The following is a 22,739-nucleotide window of genomic DNA, read 5'->3' on the forward strand; positions in this document are numbered from 1 at the left end:
TAATTTGAGAACTCCTTCTCTTTCCGCCAGTCAGTACTGGCGACAAAGCAACTGCCAGAAACGATAGCCGTTTTCCTGGATGGCGCGCACGGAACGGCCATCGGTCATGAAGGTCAAAGCCCCGTTTTCAAGGGCCAAAACCCTTTCCGAAGTTATCAGATTTTTCCCGGCCAAACAATTTCTATTTTGGATTACGGCGATATCCGGATTCCCCGCCGTCACCCAACCTTCGGGATCGGCTCCGGGAGACCCGTGATGCGGCAAGAATAACGCCCGCCATTCCTGTTTATGGTCGCGGATCGGTCCCCAGGCCGAAGGCCCTCCCTCGATGTCGCCCGGAAGCCAGGCGCAGAAACGGCCATACCTGGCTTCGATTACGAGACTGGATGCGTTGGCACTATTCTTGTCACCTTCGCCGGCCGACCGAACCGAGACTACCGCCCCCCCGCAGATCCTTTCGACGCCCCTGCCGACTGCCCGCAACACCCCTCTATAATTCGCGAGGGCTGGGCCGAATCCCTCCTTCGGAACATCCTCCGGGATCCAGACCTCGGAAACAGGCATCGCCTCCAGCAAGGCGCAGGCACCGCCGTAATGATCCTCGTGAGGATGGGACAGGATGAGAAGATCGACTTTTCGAACCCCCTGTGACCTGAGAAACGGGACCAGGATCCGGGCGCCGGAATCGCCGCGAAGTGCGCTCCCGCAATCGAGCACCATGGTCCCTCCACCCGGAAAGCCGATGACATGCGAAGCCCCGTTCCCGACATTGAGCGCAGTCAGGGTCAGCCGTGCGTCGGGCATCGCCAAGTATGGCAGGTGGATCCAGGCGAGGAGGAGGAGCGCTCCTGCCAGCGGAGCGGGCCACGCCTTTCGTCCCCGGGATCGAAGCCACAATGCTCCCGCTGCAGCGAAGAGGACGGCCGCCGTCATCGCCCCCGCCCCGACGGGCGGTAGGCGGCAATAGCCGGCGCCGTCTCCCGACAGCCTGCGGAGCCAGCCGATCTCCCATCCCAGAAGGTCGGCCGTCCAGCGGACCGGCGTTTCCAGGAATCGAACCTGGAATACTCCCCCGATCACCGCGAGAAAGGCGCCGGCCACGCCCGCAGTCCCTAGCAACGGTCCGAACAACACGTTCCACAGGATGGCACCGGCGGGAACGCCCTGGAAAAAAGCGGCCGCGACCGGAAGGGTCCCGAAAAAGGCGACGCCGGAAGCCTCTATCGCGCCGATGATCCAATGAAGCGTTCTCGATCCGTAACCGTTAATACCGTGGCCGAGTTCTGGTTGCCCATCGTTTCCGCCCGTCGCGGCAATCAGAAAAAAGACAGCAACGAAAGAAAGCTGAAAAGAAGGCGTCAGGAACGCAAACGGCGCCCCCAGGACCGCGAACAAGAATACGAGCGAAAAACAGAATCCGGCGCCCCGGACGCCGAAGGCATGCCAGAGAAGGACGGCGATCGTGATCATTCCGGCCGATCGAATCGCGGGGATCGGGAGACCGGCCATCAGGACGTAGGCCCAACAAATCGGGAGCGAGGCCAGACATGAGATGCGATTGAGATCCGGACCGCCCCTTCGCCGCAGGAAGCCCCAGACCAATGCCCGAACGCAAAAAGCGTGCATCGCATAGAAGATGGCGACGTTGATGCCCGAGATGGCAAACAGGTGGGCAAGCCCGGTCTGCCGGAAAAGGACGACCAGCGGATGACGCGACGGCGGAACTTGCCCGTTGGCGAGCGAAAGAAGATAGAGACCCCCTTCCGATTTTCCTGTGACGCGTTCTATCCATCGCCCCGTCCTTTCCCGCGCAGAAGGGAACAGCGAATCGCCCTCCGTGCATGGCAACAGGACCGTCTTCCCCGCCTCTGCCGAAAAGATGAATTGCGTCCCGTTGGCGAGCACTTCCCATTCCCGGGGAATTTCGATCCCGTTTCCCATGCTGCGGATCGTATGCAGCCGGCCGGTCGCACGTAATTGGGCTGGGAAGACGGCGGAAGCATCGGGATTCCGGATGCTGATCGCCACATGCCCGAGGCGGAGCTTTTTCGATCCGTCCAGCGTCGACAATGTGACGTCGTCGGCGATGCCGCTCCACCCGGAATCGGTGTGACGGACGCTCGGTACGATCCCGCGAATGACCGTTTCGTTGTCGAAGAACGGGCGGGCGTGAACCGGATCGACGAACCCTGCGCGTCCCGATGCCAGGGCGCCGCATAGCGCCATGACGAGGCCGGCCGTGGTGGGTGCGGGGAGATGAAAGGCAGCGGAAAGCAGCGCGAGCAACCCGAACCCGGCGGCGACGCCCCCCCAGGCGTCACAGGCCGCGAGGCCGACGACGTGCCCCAGGAGGAACGCTGCGGACAGGAGGAAAAACGGGGCGGTTCCCTGAAACGGGCGCGTCTGCATGGACGCCCAAGGTGCAACGCCCGTACCGTCGGAGAGTTACCGGCCCGCGAAGGCCTGCTTCGATCGACGGGCCCGGTGGAACGAGACGGCGAAGCGATGGGCCTCGTCCCGGATGCGCATCAGCAACAGGAGGACGGGGTCGTTTTTCTGGGGGATGACCGGGTTTTTCCTCCCGGGGAGGAAGATGCGTTCGCTGAAGACGGTCTCGCCTTCCCGCGTCCGCTCCTTGGCCAACGAGATCGCCGCGACGGACCCGAATCCGGCCTCCTTCATCGCCTGGAGCGCTGCGCCCAGCTGCCCCTTGCCGCCGTCGATCAGGAGCAGGTCGGGCATCCCGCCGAAGTCCTCGTCGTGGGCGAATCGCCGCCGGACCACCTGTTGCATCATGGCGAAATCGTTTTGGCCCTCGATTCCGCGGACGGTGAATTTCCGGTAATACTTCTTGATCGCCTTCCCCCCGACGAAAGTCACCATCGACCCGACCGCCTCGGTCCCCGAGATGTTGGAGATGTCGAACCCCTCGATTCGCATGGGGGGGTGCGGCAGCCCGCACATGTCGGACAATTTCGATGCGATCCGGTCGTAGGAGGCCTCTTTCTCTTTACGCATCCGGTGGGACTCCCCGGCGTTCCTGTTTGCGAGGTCGATCAGGCGGGCGCGTTCCCCCTTCTTCGGAACGTGGACGGTCACGCCATGCCCGGCCCGATCGGAAAGGACGGATCCGAGCGGATCGCAGTCGCCGGAGTCGAACGGAAGGAGCAACTCGCCGGGCAAGAAGGCGTCCTCGGCGTAATGCTGCAACAAGAAGGACGAGAGCGCCTCCGCGTCGGCGACTTCGGCGTCGAAGTGGAACGTGTGCGCGTCGGAAAGCCGGCCATCGCGGAGGTGCAGGATGGCGGTGGTGACCACCTCGCCCTCCCGATGCCACCCGACGGCGTCGACGTCTCCCGGGACGGTCCGCACGACCCGTTGCCGCACCATCGTCCGCGCGATGAGTTCGATCCTGTCCCGGAGGACCGCCGCCTCCTCGAACCGCATCTCGGTGGCCAGGGCGGTCATCTGCGATTTCCAGTTTTTCAACAGATCCTTGTAGTCGCCGCGCATGAAACGGATCGCGTTCCTGACCACGATCAGATAATCTTCCGGCACGACCAGGCCCGCGCAGGCCCCTTGGCAGCGCCCCATCTGGTAGTTGAGGCAAGGCCGCTTCCGGGTTCCGAACCGGCTCCGAGAGCAGGAGCAAAGCTGGAACATGCGGTGGACCGTCCGCAGCGTCTCGCGGATGTCGCGCGCGGAAGAGAAGGGGCCGAAGTAGATCGCGCCATCCCCTTTCGAAACCCGGCGGACCAGCTCGAAACGCGGATATGTCTCGGCCAGGTCGACGCGCAGCAACAGGTATTCCTTGTCGTCGCGAAGCTCGATGTTGAAGGGAGGGCGGTGCTTCTTGATCAGCGTGTTTTCGAGGAGGAGCGCTTCCTTTTCGGACGAAGTGACGATGCAGCGGACCGTCGCCACCTTTCGAAGCAGCATCGGGATCTGGGGGCGGCCGTCGCCGCCCGGCTGGGTGTAGTTGTAGAGCCGCGCGCGAAGATCCTTGGCCTTGCCCACATAGAGCACCCGGCCCTTCGCGTCGTGCATCAGGTAGACACCGGGGTCTCGCGGAAACGATTTCCAGTCGGCCAGCGCGTCCATCGGATCAGCGGGCCGCCAGCTCGACTTTCTCGAGCGCAAGCAACCGATCGCGAATCTCGGCCGCCCGCTCGAAATCGAGCGTTTTCGCAGCCTGCTCCATGTCCTTCCTGAGCTTTTTCATCATTCGGGCCAGTTCTTTCGGCGTGGCGAACTCCCACCGGTCGTCGACCGGAACCGTGACGTAATCGGACTCGGCGACCCTCCCCATGGGCTCCGATATGTTCTTGCGCACCGATTCGGGCGTGATGCCGTGTTCCGCATTGTAGGCCGACTGCTTCGACCGCCGCCTGTCCGTCTCGGCGATCGCTTCGCGCATCGAACCCGTCATGACGTCCCCATAAAGCAGCACCCTCCCCCCGACGTTCCGCGCGGCGCGGCCGAAAGTCTGGATCAGCGAGCGGGCGGAGCGCAGGAAGCCCTCCTTGTCCGCATCGAGGATCGCGACCAGCGATACCTCCGGAATGTCCAGACCCTCACGCAGCAGGTTGATCCCGACCAGGACGTCGAACTTGCCCAGCCGCAGGTTCCGGATGATGTCGAGGCGCTCCATCGTGACGATGTCGGAATGGAGGTACTGGACCCGGATCCCCTGCCCTTCGTAGTATTCGGTCAGATCCTCCGCCATCCGCTTGGTCAGCGTCGTCACGAGGACGCGTCCCTCCCGGGCCACCACATCCCGTATCTCATGGAGCAGGTCGTCGACCTGCGATCGCGCGGGACGAACCTCGACCATCGGATCGACGAGGCCGGTCGGACGGATGATCTGCTCGACGACCGCCCCCCCGCTTTGCTCCAGTTCGTAGTCGGCGGGAGTGGCCGACACAAAGATGACCTGGCCGACGCGCGCGTTGAACTCCTCGAAGCGCAACGGGCGGTTGTCGAGCGCCGAGGGCAGCCGGAATCCGAAGTCGACCAACGTCTGCTTGCGCGCCCGGTCGCCGTTGTACATCCCGTTGAGTTGGGGGACGGTGATATGCGATTCGTCCAGGAAGGCGATGAAGTCCTTCGGGAAATAGTCGAGCAGCGTGTGGGGCGGCTCGCCTTGCGCGCGGCCGTCGAGGTGCCGGGAGTAGTTTTCGATCCCGCTGCAGAAGCCGGTCTGGGCGATCATCTCGAGATCGTACATCGTGCGCTGCTTCAAGCGCTCCGCCTCCAGGAGATTCCCCCCGGCGGTCAGGATGCCGAGCCTGGATTCAAGCTCTTCCCCGATGGCGACCATGGCGCGCTCGAGATGCTCGGGAGGCGTCACATAATGGCTGGCGGGAAAGATGATCGTGTCGCTGACGTCGCGCAATTTCACGCCGCGAAGCGGGTCGACGTAGCGGAGCCGCTCGATGGTGTCCTCGTCGAACTCGATCCGGAGCACCTGGTCGTCCTCGTAGGCAGGAAACAGTTCGACGGCCTCGCCCCGGACCCGGAAGGTTCCCCGATGGAAGTCCACGTCGTTGCGCTCGTACTGAAGCTCGATGAGGCGTCGGAGCAGGTCGTTGCGCGGGATGCTATCCCCCACCGCGACCCTTGCCGTCATCGTCCGGTAGAACTCCGGAGAACCCAGTCCGTAGATGCAGGAGACCGAGGCGACGACGATGACGTCCGTGCGCGTCAGCACCGACCGCGTGGCGCTGTGCCGCATCCGGTCGATCTGCTCGTTGATCGAGGAATCCTTCTCGATGTACGTGTCGGTCGTCGGGACGTATGCCTCGGGTTGGTAATAATCGTAATAGGAGACGAAGTACTCGACGGCATTGTCGGGGAAGAGCTCCCGGAACTCGGCGTAGAGCTGGGCGGCCAGCGTCTTGTTGGGAGCGAGGATCAGCGCCGGGCGGTTCGTCTCCGCGATGATGTTGGCCATCGTGTAGGTCTTCCCGGAGCCCGTCACGCCGAGGAGCACCTGACGCGGCAGTCCTTTGATCAACCCGTCGGCCAGCTCGCGAATGGCGGCCGGCTGGTCGCCCGAAGGCGGGAACGGGAATTTCAGCGCAAATTGGTTAGCCATCGTGATCAGTATATCGCCCGCAGGATTGAACGCGACACCTCGCGTCGTCGTTGTTATATTGCAATCATGCGTGGGTATACCGCACGCAGAAATCCGGTTCGGAGGAGTCGATCTTGAGGCGTTTCGTCCTGTTGGCCCTGGGTTGTCTGGTCTTGTCGCCGATCGCGGGATGCGGGGGCGGGAACGATAACCCGGCTGCAGCCGGGACGATCCTCGTCTCGCAAGGCATCGACAACGTCACGACGACGAGCGCAACGCTTCGTGTCGCTTTTTCCCCGGGTAGCGCTTCCTCGACCGGCTGGATCGAGTGGGATACGGATCCCTCGTTCCCTTCTCCTGTCGAGACGCCCCATATCTCCCTCGACAACGGGACATCGCCGATAACCGTCACCGCCACCCTCGCCGGCCTGGCCCCCGGGAGGCCTTACTACTATCGCGCCGTCGCCTCGAACGGATCCGCGATCACGAGAGGGGACATCGACGGGTTCGAACCCTCCCCGGCCGGCTACTCGCAACTCGTCGTGAACAGCCTCGAGGATCCCGCGGAAGCGCCCTTGGGAAAGATGACGCTCAGGGCGGCCGTCGGCCTTCTCGATCCCGATGGCGTGATCACATTTTCTCCCGACCTCTCCGGGAAGGCGATCACGCTCCGGATCGTCGGTGAAAACCATTCGGTGCTCAAGGGCGAAACGTACGACAACAACAGCGTCTTCGTCGATTTCCTCGATCGCGACTATGGAAAATCCGCCTTATACGCCGTCAAGAACCTGACCATCGACGCCTCCGGGCTGCCGGCGGGAGTCACCCTGCGGTGGGGGGGCGACAACGCGGCCCGTGCCCGCGTGCTCGCCGTCTACGGCAACCTCGCCATGACGAACGTGGCGGTCACCGGCGGCTTTTCGAGCGCGGACCCGATCGTGGTGGACAACGTGGCTTCGTACACGGTGGCGCGCGGCGGTGGGATCGCGGTCTGGGGAAAAGCGACGCTGGACTACTGCACCCTGAGCGGGAACCGGGCCTCGGGCGACATGAACGGCAGCCGGGACCGCGGCGCCTACGGCGGCGGGATCTATGCCGATACGCTCGAGTTGCGCAACTGCATCCTCTCCGGCAACACCGTCGACGGGTACGGGGCCGCGGGCGGCGGCGCTTACTCGGTCGGCGGCCGCGACACCTGGGAAAACTCGTCGCTCTCGCAATGCGCGATCACCGGAAATCGGATCACGGGCCAGCATGCCTACGGGGGCGGCGTCTTCAGCGGCGGCGGAGGAATCTCCTACACGAACAACATGACGCTGACCAACTGCACCATCGCCCGGAACGTGGTCGAGGACAATCCCGCGATTGCCGACAACCCCATGGCCCAGTTCTATTACCGGGGCGGCGGCGTCTACATGTCGAACGGCTACCTGCAGATCTGCAGTTGCACGATCGCCGAGAACCGCGTCACCGGCACGCCCCGCAGCTTTCGAGGGAAGCCGAACATGGGCGGAGGCGGGATCGGGGCGACCATCGGCGACGCCCACACCGTCGAATACATCGAGATCTGGCATTCGATCGTCGCCGGCAACACGCTCAACGGCGCGGCCGACGACCTTTACACGGGCTCGCTGCTCCACTTCTACAGCTACGGCTACAACCGATTAGGGAAGATCGATTTCAGCCAGATGCTCGTCCCGATCCCCGAATGGACCAGCCTCAGCCGGAGACATTACCCCAAGGCGGGCGATAGAGAGGATGTCGTTATCTCCTCGGTGCTCGATCTGTCGTCGATCGGCCGGCACGCCTCCATCCGCTCCGCCGGGACCGACAACGGGCAGCTCGCGGTCCTCTGGTACGCCCCGGGAGCCGGCTCGACGAACGCGATCCCGGCCGGCGACTACTCCGTCAGTTTCGTCAACGCGAGCGCGTCCGTCCCCATCACTTTCGACAATGCCGACGCGATCTACCGGGGAGTGGAATTCCTGAACGACATGCTCTCGAGGATGCGGGCATACAAGGGGGGGATCCTGGGCAGCGGGTTCGGGACCGCCCCGGGGCCGGACTCGGGGATTGACTGGTACTATGGTGCCAGCACCTGGCCCTCGGACCAGCGAAATGCTCCGTGGATCAACTACTGGCGCGGTCTGGACAACGAGATCGGCGGCCGTCTCGGCAGCGTCCGGCTGGGAGACGAATTCTGGGGCTCGCTCCCCGAGAGCGAACAGGCGAGCGATAACGTCTGGATCTTCACATCCACCTCCACGAACTGGTGGCTGGATCCGATCCGGCTGGTCGCGATCGACCAGGTCGGCCACACCCGGACAAGCGGAAACCAGGGCGCCGTCGGTGCGATCGAGGCCGGGGGTAGCGACTTCTGGGGGAAATTGCTCGGGCTGTTCCGCTGACCGCGGTCAGTCCCTGTATTTCCAGGTGGTGCCGGCCTTGCCGTCCTCGAGCAGCACGCCGGCCTCGTCGAGCGCCTTCCGGATGCGGTCGCCCTCGGCGTAGTCCTTTCGCACGCGTGCATCCTTGCGCGCCTCGATCTGCGCGATGATCTCGGATTCGGGCATTCGCCCGTCCGCCCCTTCGGCCGTCTCGTTGCGGAAGTAGTCGGCCGAGGGCATCCGGAGCAAGCCGAGCACGTCGAACAGCGGGTTCATCTGCATGAACCCCGAGAGGAAGGCGCCCGCCTTCGACGGCTCAGCGGCGGGATCGCCGGTCGCCAGCTTGTTGAGGGCTCGGACTGCATCAAACAGGTGCCCCATGGCCGCGGCAGTGTTGAAGTCGTCGTCCATCGCGTCCCGGAAACGAATCTGCGCGTCACGAATCGGGGCGAAATCCTCTCCCGGGGGAATCGCGCACGGGAAGGCGCCAGCCGCCAAGTACCCTTCGGCCTTTTCCTTGACCCGATAGAGGCGGTCGAGCCCCGCCTTGGCCTCGGACAGGTTCCGGTCGCAATAGTCGATCGGGCTGCGGTAGTGGCTGGAGGCGAAGAAGAAGCGCAGCACCTCGGGCTTGACGATCTTGAGCACGTCGCGAAGCGTGAAGAAGTTGCCGAGCGACTTGCTCATCTTCTCGTTGTCTACATTGACGAATCCGTTGTGAACCCAGTAGTGCGCAAAGGGCTTGCCCGTGGCGGCCTCGGACTGCGCGATCTCGTTTTCGTGATGGGGGAAGACGAGATCCTTTCCCCCGCCATGGATGTCGATCGTCTCGCCCAAATGCTTCATGGCCATGGCCGAGCACTCGATGTGCCACCCGGGCCGGCCGGGGCCCCAGGGGCTGTCCCAGGACGGTTCGCCGGGCTTGGAGCTTTTCCAGAGGGCGAAGTCGAGCGGGTCCTTTTTGCGATCGTCGACGTCGACGCGCGCGCCCGAAAGCAGGTCGTCGACGTTCTTTCCAGAAAGCTTGCCGTAGCCTTCGAATCCCTTGACCGCGTAATAGACGTCGCCGCCGACCGGGTAGGCCTTGCCCTCGGATACGAGCCGCTCGCAGAGCGCGATGATCTCGGGGATGTGTTCGGTGGCCCGGGGTTCGACGTCCGGTCGCAGCAGCCCCATCCGGTCGAAATCGGCGTAGAAGGCCTCGATGTACCGGTTCGAGATGGTCAGGTAATCGGTGCCCTGCACTTTGGCCCGGTTGATGATCTTGTCGTCGATGTCGGTGAAGTTGCGGACATAGATGACCTGGTTCCCGGAATATCGTAAGTATCGGACGATGATGTCGAAGGCGACGTTGGCGCGGGCATGCCCGATGTGGCAAAGGTCGTAGACCGTGACCCCGCATAGGTAGAGCTTCACCATGCCGGGCTCGATCGGGACGAACGGCTCCTTCCGGTTGCCGAGCGTATTGAAGATGGTCAGCGCCATGCGATTCTCCCCGTTTATGCCGGACCGGCCTCGCCGCGAACCAGCGCGACGGCCCAGGCGGAAATCCCTTCCTTGCGTCCTTCGAAGCCCATCCCCTCGGTCGTCTTGCCCTTGAGACTCACCCGGTCGACCGGCACCCCGAGCAACTCGGCGATGGAGGCACGAAGCTTCTCGGCGAGGGGCAGGATTCGGGGCTCTTCGCAGACCACGACTGCATCGAGCCCCAGCAGGCCAAAACCGAGCGACGCCATGCGGCCCCGGGCGTGCGCCACGATCTGGCGGCTGGAGATGTCTTTCGTTTCTTCGGCGCCTGGGGGGAAATGGAAGCCGATATCGCGGTCCCCGATGGCCCCGTAGATGGCGTCGGCCACAGCGTGAAGCAACACGTCGGCATCGGAATGCCCGAGCAATCCCCGATCATGCGGCACCAGTATGCCCCCGAGCCAGAGCGGCCGCCCCTCGGCGAGCCGGTGCGCATCGCCCCCCAATCCGACTCTGAGATCGGGAATGCCCCTGACCAGCCCTTCGGCCATCCGCAACTCGTCGGGCGTCGTGATCTTGAGGTTGGCGTCGTCCCCCGGAACGGACATGACGGGATAACCCGCCGCCTCGACCAGGGAAGCATCATCGGTGCCGCAAAATCCGGATTCGAGCGCCTTCGAGTAGGCTTCGCGCAGGATGTCGGCCTGGAATCCCTGCGGAGTCTGGGCCCGCATGAGCGTCGTCCGGTCTGCCGTTATGAGGGACTTCCGTGAGGGGTCCCACACCTTAAGCGTTTCGGTGACCGGCACCACCGGAACGACCGCACCGAAGACGTGGGCTTCGGTCACGACCTTCTCGATAAGTTCCTGCGAAACGAAGGGTCGCACCCCGTCATGTACCAGGATGACGCCGACCCCGGGCGGCAGCTCCCTGAGGGCGTTCCGGACCGAATCCTGCCGCTCGGCCCCGCCGTCGACGACCGCGGCCACCTTGGGATATTGCCGGATCGCGTCGCGCCACGGCTCGGGCATGTCGGCCGGGAGTGCCACGACGATCGAATCGATGGAGGGGGAAGCGGCGAGCGCGGACAGCGTTCGGTCGAGAATCGGACGCCCTCCGAGCGGGAGGAACTGCTTGGGTAGTGCGGCTCCCATCCGGAGGCCGGAACCGCCCGCGACGACGATGGCGCATGTGCCGGCCATTCAAGTCACCCTTCGGATAAAATGAAGGCGCCGGTGGAAACCCGCCGGCGCCTGCTATTCGTGATGCGTTCGGGAAATGCCCGAAGATCTTTGGTGCTAAAGGTTCAGGAAGCGGCGCAGATCGGCTTCGACGGCTTCCTCGGAAACTTCTTTCGCGATGGAGATTTCCTTGACCAGCAGGGTGCGCGCGGTATCGAGCATCTTGCGTTCGCCGAAGGAGAGCACTTTTTCGCCCTTGAGCAGCAACAGGTTGCGAAGCACCTCGGCGATCTCGAACGGCGAACCGGACTTGAGCTTGTCCATATACGCGCGATAACGGCGGTTCCAAGGTTTGGGTTCGTCGTCGATTTCCCTTTTCTTGAGAATCTTGTAGACGGAGGTGACCGCGCCGGTGTCCATGATGCAGCGGAGGCCGACCTGGTCGGCATTGTCGCGCGGGATGCGGATGGTGACTCCCGTGTCGAGGATCCGCAGGACGTAGAACGAGGCCTTCATGCCTTCGGAAAACGTCTTGGTTTCGATGGCCTGGATGATTCCGACACCCTGTGCGGGGTAGACGGCCATATCCCCTACTTTGAAGCTCATGGGTCCAAACCTCCGAGGATGATGGGGGGGCGCAAACCAACGCTGCAACTCGAAGCGTAGTATAATCGACAACTTGAATCCTGTCAATGGAACGAGGGGGAATCCTGCATGAGTGCGACTGTTTGGTGTACTGATTTTTCCGCGAAACCGGGACGCGGCCTGCTCGACAAGATCGCGGAGTTGCTAGACAAATCCGGGCTTGAAAGCAAGCTCGGCAAGAAGGGGCTGACCGCAGTCAAACTGCATTTTGGCGAAAAGGGGAACACGTCGTTCGTCCGCCCGATCTTCGTCCGTGCGATCGTCGAGCGGATAGCGGCGCTCGGCGGCAAGCCGTTCCTGACCGACACCAATACGCTGTACCTCGGCTCCCGCGCCAACAGCGTCGACCACCTCCGTTGCGCCATCACGAACGGCTTCGCCTACTCGGTCGTCGATGCGCCTCTCGTCATTGCGGACGGGTTGCGGGGCGAATACGCGGTCAAGGTGCCGATCGACGGAAAGATCTTCCGGGAAGTCGCCGTCGGCGGCGAGATCGTCCACGCCGATTCGATGGTTGTGGTCACCCACTTCAAGGGGCATGAACTTTCGGGGTTCGGCGGCACCATCAAGAACCTGGGCATGGGCTGCGCAGCCAGGCAGGGGAAGCTCGCACAGCACTCCTCGGTCGCTCCCGTGGTCAAGCCCGAAAATTGCACCTCCTGCGGCACCTGCATCGCCCACTGCCCCGCCGGGGCCATCGAAATCGTGTCGGAGGCGGCCTTCATCGACCCGAAGATCTGCATCGGCTGCGCGGACTGCATCGTCCTTTGCCCCGAAAAGACCATCAGCGTCAACTGGAACGAGGCCTCCGCCACGGTGCAGAAGAAGATGGTCGAGCACGCGCTGGGCGCGGTGAAAGGCAAAAAAGAGCGCGTTCTCTACATCGCCTTCGTCAACCAGGTCTCGCCTTACTGCGATTGCTACGGTCACAATGACCGCCCGATGGCGCCCGACGTGGGAATCCTCGCATCCGATGACCCGGTCGCGCTCGATCAGGCCTGCGCCGATCTCGTGATCAAGGCGGCCGGACGAGATCCGTTCCGCGAAACCCACCCTGCGATCGACTGGACGATCCAGCTCGCCTACGGCGAAGAACTGGGGCTGGGCAAGCGCGCCTACAAGCTCGAGACGATCTGATGCCGGGCGGGTTGTTGTTCGCCGGCGTCGACGTCGGCTCCCTTTCGACCGACATCGTGCTCGTTTCCGAAGAAGGCGAGATCGCCGGCCAGGCGGTCGTCGCCACGGGCGCATCGATCGCCCGCGCCTATGCCGAAGCCATGAAGGCCGCGCTCGCTTCGGCCGGGGCGATCGCCGCCGAGATCGCCTTCACCGTCTCGACCGGTTACGGCCGGGAACGCGTCCCCGGGAGCGACCTTTCCCTGACCGAAATCGGATGCCACGCCCGGGGCGCGCGTCACCTTTTCCCCGAAGCCGTCACCGTGCTCGACATCGGCGGTCAGGACAGCAAGGTCATCCGGATCGGCCCCAACGGGAAGGTCAGCGACTTCGCGATGAACGACAAGTGTGCCGCGGGAACGGGCCGTTTCCTCGAAGTGATGGCGAGAACGCTCGAAGTCGACCTCGAGCAGATGGGGGAGCGGGCGCTCCAGGCGACGCGTCCGCTGGCCGTCAGCTCGATGTGTACCGTGTTTGCGGAATCGGAAGTCGTGTCGCTGATCGCATCGGGCGCCAGCCCTGGAGATATCGCGTGGGGGATCCATACCGCGATCGCCGAGCGGATCGCCGCACTGGCCGACCGTGTCGGGGTCGCCCAACCCGTTGTCATGACCGGCGGGGTGGCGAAAAACCGCGCGGCCCGGAAGGCCATCGAGGAACGGCTTCGCGTAAGGTTGCTGGTGCCCGACGAACCGCAGGTCGCCGGCGCCCTCGGCGCGGCGCTGTTCGCCCGCGAAAGACGCCGGGCTCCGCACTGACACCCGCCCTTTTTCAGTTTTCCAGGTGCTCTTCGTAGATACGATGGATGGTGGCCTCGTTGGCCATGAAGGTGCCGAGCACCTTCGGGTCGAAGTGGCCGGGCATGGTCCGGCCGTCTCCGAACTCGATGATGCGAAGGGTCGTCTCGTGATCCAGCGGCGGCTTGTACGGCCGGCGGCTCCGCAAGGCATCGTATTGGTCGATGATGTTGAGGATGCGTCCCTCGATCGGGATCTGCTCTCCCCTGAGCCCGCTGGGATACCCGGTGCCGTCCCATCTCTCGTGGTGATATAGCGCGAACTTCGCGGCGGACTTCAGGTAGGGGCTGTCGGAGCCGCTGAGGATGCGCGCCCCGATCGTGGTGTGCGCCTTGATGATCTCCCGCTCCCCCCCCGTCAGCTCGCCCGGTTTCAGCAGGATGGCGTCGGGAATGCCCACTTTGCCGATGTCGTGCATCGGGCTCGCGTAAAACATGATGTCGGCTTCTTCGGGCGAGATCCCGAACGCCTTGACCAGGACCTCGGTGAAATAACTGATCCGCTTGACGTGGACGTAGGTGTCTTCATCTCGAAACTCGGCGGCCAGCGTCAGCCGCTGGACCGTATCGAGGAGGGCTTCCCGAAGCTGGCGGGTGCGTTCCGCCACTGTCGCCTCGAGAATCCGGCTGTGCTCCTCGAGAAAATCCTGGTATCGCTTGACCTTGAGAAGGTTCGCCACCCGGACGAGCAGCTCGGTGCCGTCGATCGGCTTGTTGACGAAGTCGTCGGCGCCGGCCTTCAGCGCCTCGATCCGGGAGGCGCGATCGGTCGATGCGGTGAACATCACCACGGGAATTCGCCGGGTCGCCGGGTCGGCCTTGAGCAGCCGGCACGCCTCAAGACCGTCCATGACCGGCATCGAGATGTCGAGAAAGATCAGGTCGGGCAGGAAGCGGCGGGCCATCCGCAACCCATTCTCGCCGTCGCAGGCCGAGAGGAAGTCGTGCCCTTTGGACTTGAGGAATTCGCCGAAGACCGACTGGATGACCACGTCGTCATCCACCAGAAGAATGCTGCCGACCTGAGCCGTTTCATCCATACGCCGGATACCCTCTACTGGTTCTTCAGATGGTGTGCGATTCGGTGATGGCTTCGAACAGTCGCCCGACCTCCTCGGCCGTGTTGTAGAAATGCGGGGACACCCGCAAACCTCCCGAGCGTGGCGCGCAGACAAAGCCGCGGGCGAGCAACTCGTTGCTCAGGGCGACCGCATCTGCCCCGGGTATCCTGAATGTTACGATGCCCGATCGCTCTTCGGGGTTTCTGGGAGAGAGGACCTCGTACCCCGCCTTGAGAGCGCCCTCGATGACCGCCTCGGTGAGGCGCCTGACCCGCTCGCGAATCCGGTCGATGCCGATCGAGAGCAGCAGCTCCAGCGACGCGTTCAAGGAGGCGATCCCGACCGTGTTGAAACTGCCGGGCTCGTATCGGCGGGCATCCGGCGACAGGCGGAATTCGTACGTTTCGAAGTCGAAGCGGTTGGCCACGGAATGCCAGCCCAGGATGACGGGTTCGATCATTTCCAGCACGTCGCGGGAGACATAGAGCCCCCCGATGCCTTCGGGGGCAAGCAGCCACTTGTGGCCGTCGGCCGCCAGGGCGTCGATGCCGTATGCCTTGACATCCATCGGGAGGACGCCGAGGCTCTGGATGCCGTCGACGCAGAAAAAGATCCCGTGGCGCCGGCAATATTCGCCGATGCCGGACAGGTCGTTTCGATATCCGTTCGAAAACTCGACCGACGAGAGTGCGATCATCCGCGTCTTGCCGTCGCAAGCCTTGAACAGGTCTTCCTTCCGGACGCGACCTTCCCGAGATGCGACCATCCGCACCTCGACACCGCGCGACTGGAGGCGCATCCATGGGTAGATGTTGGAGGGGAATTCGACGTTGGAGGTGACGAGGTTGTCGCCCTCTTTCCATGGAAAGCCGGCGGCGATGATCGAGAGCCCTTCCGAGGTGTTCTTGATGAAGGCGATCTCCTCGGTGTCCCCGCCAACCAGCTGCGCAAAGCGCCTGCGCGCCTCGTTGCCGGTCTCGGCCCACTTGCGGAGCCGCACTGCGCCTTCGTCTCGCGCCCGCGTGAGCACCTGGATCCCCGCCTCGGCAGAGGAGGCCGGAATCGGCGAAACCCCGGCATGGTTCAGGTAAACGTATTTCGCCGTGACCGGGAATTCCTTCTCCCGGTAAGGCCCGACGTCTATCGGCAAATGATCCCTCCCTCTTTATCGGATACCGTGCCAGCTCTTATGCTATCAGGAGCGGGACGAAATTCTATCGTATAATGAAAGCGTGAACGTGCCTCCGGAAAACCCGCTGCGCTACAGCCGGAACATGCTCGTCGAAGAGATCGGGATCGCCGGGCAAGGAAAGCTTGCGGCCGCCTCGGTCCTTGTCGTCGGCGCCGGCGGCCTCGGATCTCCCGCCCTTTTCTACCTCGCGGCAGCGGGCGTCGGCCGCCTCGGGATCATCGACGGAGACCGGGTCGACACGACAAACCTGAACCGCCAGATCCTGCATCCGGCGGAAAACATCGGCCTCTGGAAAACGGCGTCGGCCACCGGCACGCTCAAGGCGTTCCGACCCGATCTCGCGATCGATCCGTATCCCGAGATGCTCACGGCTGCGAATGCATGCGGCCTGTTCGAGCGGTACGACGCGGTGATCGACGGGACCGACAATTTCCCCGCCAAATATCTCTGTAACGACGCGGCCGTCGTCACCGGCACGCCGCTGGTTCACGCCGGCGTCCTGCGATTCGGGGGGCAGCTGATGACCGTCATCCCCCGGCAGGGGCCTTGCCTGCGCTGCCTTCTGCCCGAAATGCCGTCGCTGTCCGACACGCAAGGATCGGCGCAGGTGGGGATTCTCGGACCCACGGCCGGCATCTTCGGCGCCTGGCAGGCGATGGAGGTCGTGAAATTGCTGACCGGAGCGGGCAAGCCGCTTTGCGGCCGTTTGCTGACGCTCGATACGCTGGACGGGTCCGCCGCCATTCTCCCCGTCCAACGGGACCATCACTGCCCTGCATGCGGCGATGCGCCTCGCATCGCCGCACCACTCTCACCCGGGAACTATCTCCAGGAAGGAAGCACCACCGCATGACCCAGACCGTCGAAAAGAACCCGCCTCGCGCCGTCATCCTGCTTTCCGGAGGTTTGGACAGCACGCTTGCCGCCAAAATGCTCGTCGACCAGGGCGTCGCGCTACATGCGCTGCATTTCACGTCCCCGTTCTGTACCTGTTCACGTGGAGGAAACGGTCACGGCGCCGGGTGCCAGTCCCAGGCACACGTTGTCGCTGTCGAGCTGGGGATACCGATCAAGACGATCGTCAAGGGACAGGACTACGTCGATCTCATCCGGAATCCCTCCCACGGCCGCGGATCCGCGATGAACCCTTGCATCGACTGCCGGATCTTCACCCTTCGGAAGGCGAAGGAATACATGTTGTCGATCGGCGCCACGTTCCTCGTGACCGGCGAGGTGCTTGGACAACGTCCCATGTCCCAGCGGGAAGACGCGATTCACTTCATAGAGAAGCACGCCGGCTGCAATGACATCGTCCTTCGGCCGCTGTCCGCGCAGCACTTCGAACCCACGCTCCCCGAGCGGGAAGGCTGGGTAGACCGCGACGCCATGCTCGGGATTTCCGGGCGCTCGCGCAAGGAGCAGATCGCCCTCGCCGACCGGCTGGGCGTCGTCGACTATGCCTGCCCTGCCGGGGGCTGCCTGCTGACGGACAAGACCTTCGCGATCAAGGTGCGCGACCTGTTCGCCCACGAGTCGGAAGTGACGATGGCGGACCTCAACCTGCTCAAGGTCGGCCGGCATTTCCGGATGAAGGACGGCCGCAAGGTCGTCGTGTCCCAAAGCGAGGAAGCAAACCTCCGGCTCGAGTCGCTCTGCCCCACCTTGCAGACCGGAAGAAAGCGCTTCCCGACGGTATATCGCTCTCACGGATGCGCGGGCCCGTCGGTCGCCGTCTTCGTCGAGGCCGGCGAGCCGGACCCGTTGCCGCTGCTCGGGAAGATCTACGGTCGCTACACAAAGGCCGATGCCGAGAGCCCCTTCCGCGTTCAGGTCGTCTCCCCGGGCGAACCGCGCGAAATCCTCGTGCCGCGCGACGACGATTTCACCGAGGTCTACGATGCCTTGCTCTGCAAATGAGGCCGGGGATAAATTCGAAAATCTGAAAGCCCGTCTGCGCGAAGCCGGGTCCGTCCTGGTCGCCTTCAGCGGCGGGGTCGACAGTTCGTTCCTGCTCTACGCGGCGCGCGAGGCGGTTGGCGCCGACCGGGTGATGGCCGTCACCGCCCGCTCTCCGCTCCAGGCCGAGGGCGAGTTCGACGAGGCGGCCTCTCTCTGCGCCGGGCTAGGCGTCCGTCATCGCGTCCTCGATTTCGATCCCTTCTCGGTCCCCGGGTTCGCATCCAATCCGGAAGATCGCTGCTACCACTGCAAACGCGCGATCTTTTCCCGCTTCGTCGAGATCGCCCGCGAGGAGGGGATGCTTGCCGTCTGCGACGGCGGGAACCTTGACGACCTGAAGGAACATCGCCCGGGCAAGAAGGCGCTCTTGGAGCTGGGCGTCCGGAGTCCGCTGGAAGAATCCGGTCTGACCAAGAACGCCATCCGTTCCCTGAGCCGGATCGCGGGACTGCCCACCGCCGACAAGGGATCTTTCGCCTGCCTCGCCACCCGTTTCCCGCACGGGACGACCATCACTCCCGATTTGCTGGCGCGGACCGGCGCATGCGAGGCGATCCTCAAACGGCTGGGCTTCCGGCAATACCGTGTCCGCGTTCACGGCAACGTCGCCCGCATCGAGGTGGCGCCCGACGAGATCCCCCGGCTGTTCGACGCCGATACCTCGGACACGATCCACGACGGCTTCAGAAGACACGGCTTCCTGTTCGTGTCGGTCGACCTCAAGGGATACCGAACCGGGGCGATGGAGGAAGGCGGGCTCGTCTCCGGGCTCCCCCCCGATCCGGACGAATGAAGCTTCGGCACCCGTCCCGGAGCGGTTGCGGTCAGCGATTTCGGGGAAGGCTCGCGCAATCCCCTTCACCGCCCCGAATCTTGTCGATCGCGTGGGGAAGGATCTCGAGCAGGGCCAGGAGATTTTCCCGGGCGCCGTCGGGGCTGCCGGGAAGGTTGACGACGAGCGTCGTTCCCCGGACGCCGACCACCGCCCGCGAAAATGGCGCCGTGGGGACCGAAGCAAGACTGGCCGCACGCATCGCCTCGGCCATGCCTGGGACCTCCCGGTCGATCATCTCGAGGGTGGCATCGGGCGTGACGTCGCGGGGATCGACGCCGGTCCCGCCGGTCGTGACGACCAGGTCGAGACGAAGCGCGTCGGAGAGATAGCGGAGTGTTCTTCGGATGAATCGCTTGTCGTCCGGGACGACCACCTGCTGGGTGACGACAAGCCCGGGAAGGCGAGAGAGGATCCCGGCAGCCGCCGGTCCGGACAAATCGGGTCGCGCCTTCCGGAACGAGCGATCGGAGACGGTGACGACTCCGGCGCGGATCACGGCGACGCCGGCTCGAAGACCACCGGGTCGCCGGGCCTGACGCGTCCTCCTCGAACGACACGGCCGAACAGCCCCTCGCGCGGCATGACGCAGTCGCCCACCTGCTGGTAGATCGCGCAACGGTCGTGGCACTCCTTGCCGATCTGGCTGATTTCGAGCAGCGCCTCCCCGACCTGAAGCCGATCGCCGATCTTGAGCGACAAGAGGTCGATCCCCGCAACGGTCAGGTTCTCTGCAAAGTCTCCGTGCCCGACGGAAACTCCCTTGGCCCGCATCTTGTCGGCGCTTTCGACGGCGAGGAGGCTGACCTGCCGATGCCCCGAGGTCCCCGCGTGGGCATCCCCCTCCAAGCCATGCTCGACGATGAGCATCGCCGACGGGACGGGCCTTTTCTTTTGACCCTTCCGGTCGGATATCGACACGGCGACCACTTTTCCGGAATGCATGTCCATCACACCTTCATCAGGTTCGACTTGAAGATCAGCTTTTCGTGGTCGTCGCCGTCTTCCGGGAAGGCGGCGTGCCCGAAGCGGACATCGACCGTGATCCCCCGGGTGCCCTTCCGCAGCTCGTCGACATCGGCCAGGATCGCCTTCTTGATGCGGGGGATGGCGCTGCTCTTGCCGTCCTCGGCCTCGGGGAGCAGCATCGCGAACTTCCGTTCGCCGATGCGTGCCAGGATATCGTATTCGCGCAACGCCAGCCGGATGACCGACCCGATCCGCTTGACCACGGTATCGGCCCTTGATCGGGAAACAGCCTCTCCCCCCTCCATTTTCGGGGCGACTTCGCAGATCATGAGCACGAGGCGCCGCTGGAACCGCTTGGCGCGACTGATCTCGTGGAGCAGGCGATCCTGGAAATAGCGAAGCGTCGGGAGGCCGGTCAGCTCGTCGAGGCTCCGTAGACGCTCGTTGCGTTCGAAGGCCATGGCATTCGCGACCGCCTTTTCGCAGTAGCGCGCGAATTTTTCGAAGGTCGCCTGGTCGTCGACGCCGAACGTGCCGGGATAGAACGTCTTCGCCGGAAACTTGTCGAAGACCGACATCGTCCCGATGATCTCGGTGCCTTGCCGCAGCGGAAGGCCGACCATTGTCCGGGCAACCCCGGCGAATTCCCTCCACCCCGCCTCTTCGGAGGCGTCCCGCACGAGGACGGCAGGCGCCCCCTTCAGCAGGAGCGTCACGGCCTTTGTGTCCATCCGGAATAGTTCTTTCTGTTCGGCGTCGCGTTTCGTTCCGTGATATTCGCGGATGGCGTATTTCCCCGTCTGGGGGTCGAGCAGGCGGATCACGCAAGATTCCGCCTCCATGATGAGGTTGGCCGATGTCGCCACAAGCTTCAGCAACCGCTCCAGATCGAGCGTTGAAATGATGTTGACGCCCGCCTCGTTGATGGCGGCAATCTTGGTCATCCGCAACGAGGCCGATTCCTCCCGGAGCGAGGCGCCCAGCGCTTCGGACAGGATGGCGGCAGCCTCGGCGAGCGTATCGGCGCACTCCTTCAGGGCACCGTTGTCGGCGACGGATTCCACCGCAAGCACCCCGATCGTATCGCCCGCGAACAGGAGCGGCAGGAAGATCATCTCGCCGCGGCCGTGGGCTCCTGCTGCGCGGTTGATCTCGGAGAGGAGGAGCGGACGGCGTTCGCGGAGCGCAAGGCCCGCGACGGTGCCGCGGGCACCGAATTGAAGATCCTGCCGGTTGGCGGGAAGGCGAAGGCTTGTCGCGCGAAGGAGAAAATCGTCGGATTCCCGTTCGAAGAGAAGGACAGTGGCGTGGGCACCGGGGACATGGCTCCCGACAAGTCCCGTGAAATCACACAGCCGTTCTTCGATGGCCCGGCCGGAGCGAAGCATCTCGCCGCTCTTGCGGAGAAATTCGGAAGACATTCCGGTCAGGCCCCCTCGTCGATCCGAAGCTTGATCCGGATGCGCACCGGATTCCCTGCCGTGTCGAGAAAGAGCGCCGGGATCACGGCGTCGCCGTTCCTGGTCAGGGCGGGTTCTTCGAATCGAAGGAACGTCAGCCCGCCCCCGTCGGAATCGATAGAAAGGTTGGCGCCGGTCAGCGGCTGGTAGGGCTTGGGATTCTCGACCTCGATCTCGTCGAGTTCATCGAATAGGATGGGCGTGGGCGAGGCTGCAGGCAGATCCCCGGCGGCTGGCTCATCCCCGATTTCGATCTCGTCCGGAAGGGATTCGTAATCGGGCATCGGAAGCGCGTCGTCGGACCGCAATTCCTCGGTGATCTCTTCGAGGTCGGAGATTTCCTCGATCGGCTCGAAAGCCGGCGGGCTCGGCGCCTTAGGCTGGGCGCCGAGCCCGCCGAAGGTCTGATCGATCTTGTCGTTCCCGGCCTGCCCCAATTCTTCGTGGCCCGCGTCGTCTCCCGGCATGAGCAGCGTCTTGCGAAGGCTGTTGAAGACGAGACGGGATATGGTGACAAGCGTCTCGGTGACACCCGGCCCCTTGATCGCCACGGCTTCATGAATCGGAACACCCCGCGGGTTCAGGTACGCATCCAATTCGGCGACGGTGGCCACGTTCTTCAGATCGCGCTTGTTGTACTGGATCACGAACGGCAATTCCTCGATCTTCTTGCCGTACGTCAAGAGGTTTTCGGTCAGGTTGCCCAGGCTTTCTTCGTTGCTGCCCTCCATGCCGCGCTGCGAATCGGCGACGAAGACAACGCCGTCGACCCCCTGGAGCACCAGCCGGCGCGTGGCGTTGTAGAACACCTGCCCTGGGACGGTGTATAGGTGGAAGCGGACCTTGAAACCCTTGATCTGTCCGAGCTCGATCGGAAGGAAATCGAAGAACAGCGTCCGGTCGGTTTCGGTCGGGAGCGAGATGAGCTTGCCCTTCTGGTCGGGCTTCAGCAGCTTGTGGACCATCTCGATGTTGGTGGTCTTTCCGGAAAGGCCCGGGCCGTAATAGACGATCTTGGCGCTCAGCTCCCGGGTCGCATAATTGAATAAGGCCATTCGTTCTCCGTTGTGTATCTGGCGCTATCCGCGGGCCATGATGATGCGCTTGGCTTCGCGTCGGACCATGAGGGAAATGTTGCGATTCCGGAAGAGAATGCCCAGTTCGCTGGTCGCGAACCCCCCAAGGAACCGGATCGACACCTGGGGAGGCGTACGCGGATTTGAAACGATGGCCGTGACCAGCTTCCGGTTCGACATCCAGTTTCGATTTTCGGCGATCGCCCTGAGAACGTCGTCGTTGGTCTGGGTCGATCCGGCGTAGCTGGCCACGTCGGCATCGGAAAGCTTGGGGCTATGGATGACCGCACGCGCCACCATCCGGTTCGGATCACGGGACAGGATCGTCCGGACCTCGGCGTTTCCCTTTCCCGCCAGCTCGACCTTCTGGGGGATGTTCAGCCCCGACAAGTAACTCTGGAGCGAGCCCTTGGCCGCTTCGTCGAGCGGCTGGTCCTCAACCAGGCTGACCTTCAAGAATCG

General features: G+C 63.8%; 19 protein-coding genes. 6 read left to right on the top strand and 13 right to left on the bottom strand.

What is annotated here, in order from left to right:
* Positions 1-30: 30 nt before the first annotated feature.
* From VGK27_06010 to uvrB, 3 genes are read right to left on the bottom strand one after another with little or no spacing between them, the layout of a single operon-like run.
* A complete protein-coding gene (locus VGK27_06010; protein ID HEY3489657.1) occupies positions 31-2,409 on the bottom strand; it encodes a ComEC/Rec2 family competence protein in 2,379 nt (792 codons plus the stop codon).
* A gap of 36 nt (positions 2,410-2,445) precedes the next feature.
* Positions 2,446-4,140 (bottom strand): excinuclease ABC subunit UvrC, encoded by a 1,695-nt coding sequence (gene uvrC, locus VGK27_06015; GenBank protein ID HEY3489658.1) that lies wholly within the window; start codon positions 4,138-4,140, stop codon positions 2,446-2,448.
* Entirely contained in the window at positions 4,106-6,097 is a 1,992-nt protein-coding gene (gene uvrB, locus VGK27_06020) for an excinuclease ABC subunit UvrB (GenBank protein ID HEY3489659.1), read from the bottom strand. The genes uvrC and uvrB overlap by 35 nt, the downstream gene beginning before the upstream one ends.
* A 113-nt stretch (positions 6,098-6,210) precedes the next feature.
* Here uvrB and VGK27_06025 point away from each other — a divergent pair, with 113 nt between their 5' ends.
* Positions 6,211-8,484, top strand: a complete 2,274-nt coding sequence (locus VGK27_06025; GenBank protein HEY3489660.1) for a hypothetical protein — start codon at positions 6,211-6,213, stop codon at positions 8,482-8,484.
* 6 nt (positions 8,485-8,490) lie between these two features.
* Here the strand turns inward: VGK27_06025 and cysS are convergent, their stop codons facing one another.
* The 3 genes from cysS to VGK27_06040 form a co-directional block, all read right to left on the bottom strand.
* Positions 8,491-9,948, bottom strand: coding sequence for a cysteine--tRNA ligase (gene cysS / locus VGK27_06030; protein ID HEY3489661.1), 1,458 nt, complete (start codon positions 9,946-9,948; stop codon positions 8,491-8,493).
* Between the two features lie 14 nt (positions 9,949-9,962).
* Complete coding sequence (gene ispD, locus VGK27_06035) at positions 9,963-11,132, bottom strand: 2-C-methyl-D-erythritol 4-phosphate cytidylyltransferase (protein ID HEY3489662.1); 1,170 nt, start codon at positions 11,130-11,132, stop codon at positions 9,963-9,965.
* 96 nt (positions 11,133-11,228) lie between these two features.
* A complete protein-coding gene (locus tag VGK27_06040) occupies positions 11,229-11,717 on the bottom strand; it encodes a CarD family transcriptional regulator (protein HEY3489663.1) in 489 nt (162 codons plus the stop codon).
* Positions 11,718-11,825: 108 nt separating this feature from the next.
* On the opposite strand from VGK27_06040, the gene VGK27_06045 reads away from it, so the two are divergent.
* The gene (locus VGK27_06045) at positions 11,826-12,893 is read left to right on the top strand and encodes a DUF362 domain-containing protein (protein HEY3489664.1); all 1,068 of its coding nucleotides are present in this window, start codon (positions 11,826-11,828) and stop codon (positions 12,891-12,893) included.
* Positions 12,893-13,690 carry an acyl-CoA dehydratase activase gene (locus VGK27_06050; GenBank protein ID HEY3489665.1) on the top strand — a complete coding sequence of 266 codons (798 nt, stop codon included), beginning with the start codon at positions 12,893-12,895 and terminating at the stop codon, positions 13,688-13,690. The genes VGK27_06045 and VGK27_06050 overlap by 1 nt, the downstream gene beginning before the upstream one ends.
* A 13-nt stretch (positions 13,691-13,703) precedes the next feature.
* Here VGK27_06050 and VGK27_06055 read toward each other — a convergent pair whose 3' ends face one another.
* Entirely contained in the window at positions 13,704-14,768 is a 1,065-nt protein-coding gene (locus VGK27_06055; protein HEY3489666.1) for an HD domain-containing phosphohydrolase, read from the bottom strand.
* A 25-nt stretch (positions 14,769-14,793) separates the two neighbouring features.
* Complete coding sequence (locus tag VGK27_06060; protein ID HEY3489667.1) at positions 14,794-15,939, bottom strand: aminotransferase class V-fold PLP-dependent enzyme; 1,146 nt, start codon at positions 15,937-15,939, stop codon at positions 14,794-14,796.
* Positions 15,940-16,021: 82 nt separating this feature from the next.
* Between VGK27_06060 and VGK27_06065 the strand changes: the two genes are divergently transcribed.
* Genes VGK27_06065 through larE form a run of 3 tightly spaced genes read left to right on the top strand, consistent with a single transcriptional unit; the run spans position 16,022 to position 18,733 of the window.
* Complete coding sequence (locus VGK27_06065; GenBank protein ID HEY3489668.1) at positions 16,022-16,834, top strand: HesA/MoeB/ThiF family protein; 813 nt, start codon at positions 16,022-16,024, stop codon at positions 16,832-16,834.
* Complete coding sequence (locus tag VGK27_06070) at positions 16,831-17,898, top strand: hypothetical protein (protein ID HEY3489669.1); 1,068 nt, start codon at positions 16,831-16,833, stop codon at positions 17,896-17,898. Before VGK27_06065 ends, VGK27_06070 begins: the two co-directional genes overlap by 4 nt.
* The gene (gene larE / locus VGK27_06075) at positions 17,879-18,733 is read left to right on the top strand and encodes an ATP-dependent sacrificial sulfur transferase LarE (GenBank protein HEY3489670.1); all 855 of its coding nucleotides are present in this window, start codon (positions 17,879-17,881) and stop codon (positions 18,731-18,733) included. Before VGK27_06070 ends, larE begins: the two co-directional genes overlap by 20 nt.
* Before the next feature lie 31 nt (positions 18,734-18,764).
* Here larE and VGK27_06080 read toward each other — a convergent pair whose 3' ends face one another.
* From VGK27_06080 to VGK27_06100, 5 genes are read right to left on the bottom strand one after another with little or no spacing between them, the layout of a single operon-like run.
* Positions 18,765-19,271, bottom strand: coding sequence for a MogA/MoaB family molybdenum cofactor biosynthesis protein (locus VGK27_06080; GenBank protein HEY3489671.1), 507 nt, complete (start codon positions 19,269-19,271; stop codon positions 18,765-18,767).
* The gene (locus VGK27_06085) at positions 19,268-19,717 is read right to left on the bottom strand and encodes an MOSC domain-containing protein (protein HEY3489672.1); all 450 of its coding nucleotides are present in this window, start codon (positions 19,715-19,717) and stop codon (positions 19,268-19,270) included. The genes VGK27_06080 and VGK27_06085 overlap by 4 nt, the downstream gene beginning before the upstream one ends.
* Positions 19,718-19,722: 5 nt before the next feature.
* Positions 19,723-21,162, bottom strand: a complete 1,440-nt coding sequence (locus tag VGK27_06090; GenBank protein ID HEY3489673.1) for a diguanylate cyclase — start codon at positions 21,160-21,162, stop codon at positions 19,723-19,725.
* 5 nt (positions 21,163-21,167) lie between these two features.
* Positions 21,168-22,256 (bottom strand): GTPase domain-containing protein, encoded by a 1,089-nt coding sequence (locus VGK27_06095; GenBank protein ID HEY3489674.1) that lies wholly within the window; start codon positions 22,254-22,256, stop codon positions 21,168-21,170.
* Positions 22,257-22,280: 24 nt separating this feature from the next.
* Positions 22,281-22,733: a hypothetical protein gene (locus tag VGK27_06100; protein HEY3489675.1), complete on the bottom strand. Its 453-nt coding sequence runs from the start codon at positions 22,731-22,733 to the stop codon at positions 22,281-22,283.
* Positions 22,734-22,739 lie beyond the last annotated feature (6 nt).

The organism is Candidatus Deferrimicrobiaceae bacterium (genome assembly GCA_036504035.1).
GTDB lineage: Bacteria > Desulfobacterota > Deferrimicrobia > Deferrimicrobiales > Deferrimicrobiaceae > JANXPS01.

Bases quoted from the DNA above. Each gene is read 5' to 3' on its own strand.
- VGK27_06010 (HEY3489657.1), bottom strand. From the start codon at position 2,409: ATGCAGACGCGCCCGTTTCAGGGAACCGCCCCGTTTTTCCTCCTGTCC.
- uvrB (HEY3489659.1), bottom strand. From the start codon at position 6,097: ATGGCTAACCAATTTGCGCTGAAATTCCCGTTCCCGCCTTCGGGCGAC.
- cysS (HEY3489661.1), bottom strand. From the start codon at position 9,948: ATGGCGCTGACCATCTTCAATACGCTCGGCAACCGGAAGGAGCCGTTC.
- ispD (HEY3489662.1), bottom strand. From the start codon at position 11,132: ATGGCCGGCACATGCGCCATCGTCGTCGCGGGCGGTTCCGGCCTCCGG.
- VGK27_06040 (HEY3489663.1), bottom strand. From the start codon at position 11,717: ATGAGCTTCAAAGTAGGGGATATGGCCGTCTACCCCGCACAGGGTGTC.
- VGK27_06045 (HEY3489664.1), top strand. From the start codon at position 11,826: ATGAGTGCGACTGTTTGGTGTACTGATTTTTCCGCGAAACCGGGACGC.
- VGK27_06050 (HEY3489665.1), top strand. From the start codon at position 12,893: ATGCCGGGCGGGTTGTTGTTCGCCGGCGTCGACGTCGGCTCCCTTTCG.
- VGK27_06055 (HEY3489666.1), bottom strand. From the start codon at position 14,768: ATGGATGAAACGGCTCAGGTCGGCAGCATTCTTCTGGTGGATGACGAC.
- VGK27_06070 (HEY3489669.1), top strand. From the start codon at position 16,831: ATGACCCAGACCGTCGAAAAGAACCCGCCTCGCGCCGTCATCCTGCTT.
- larE (HEY3489670.1), top strand. From the start codon at position 17,879: ATGCCTTGCTCTGCAAATGAGGCCGGGGATAAATTCGAAAATCTGAAA.
- VGK27_06085 (HEY3489672.1), bottom strand. From the start codon at position 19,717: ATGCATTCCGGAAAAGTGGTCGCCGTGTCGATATCCGACCGGAAGGGT.
- VGK27_06090 (HEY3489673.1), bottom strand. From the start codon at position 21,162: ATGTCTTCCGAATTTCTCCGCAAGAGCGGCGAGATGCTTCGCTCCGGC.
- VGK27_06095 (HEY3489674.1), bottom strand. From the start codon at position 22,256: ATGGCCTTATTCAATTATGCGACCCGGGAGCTGAGCGCCAAGATCGTC.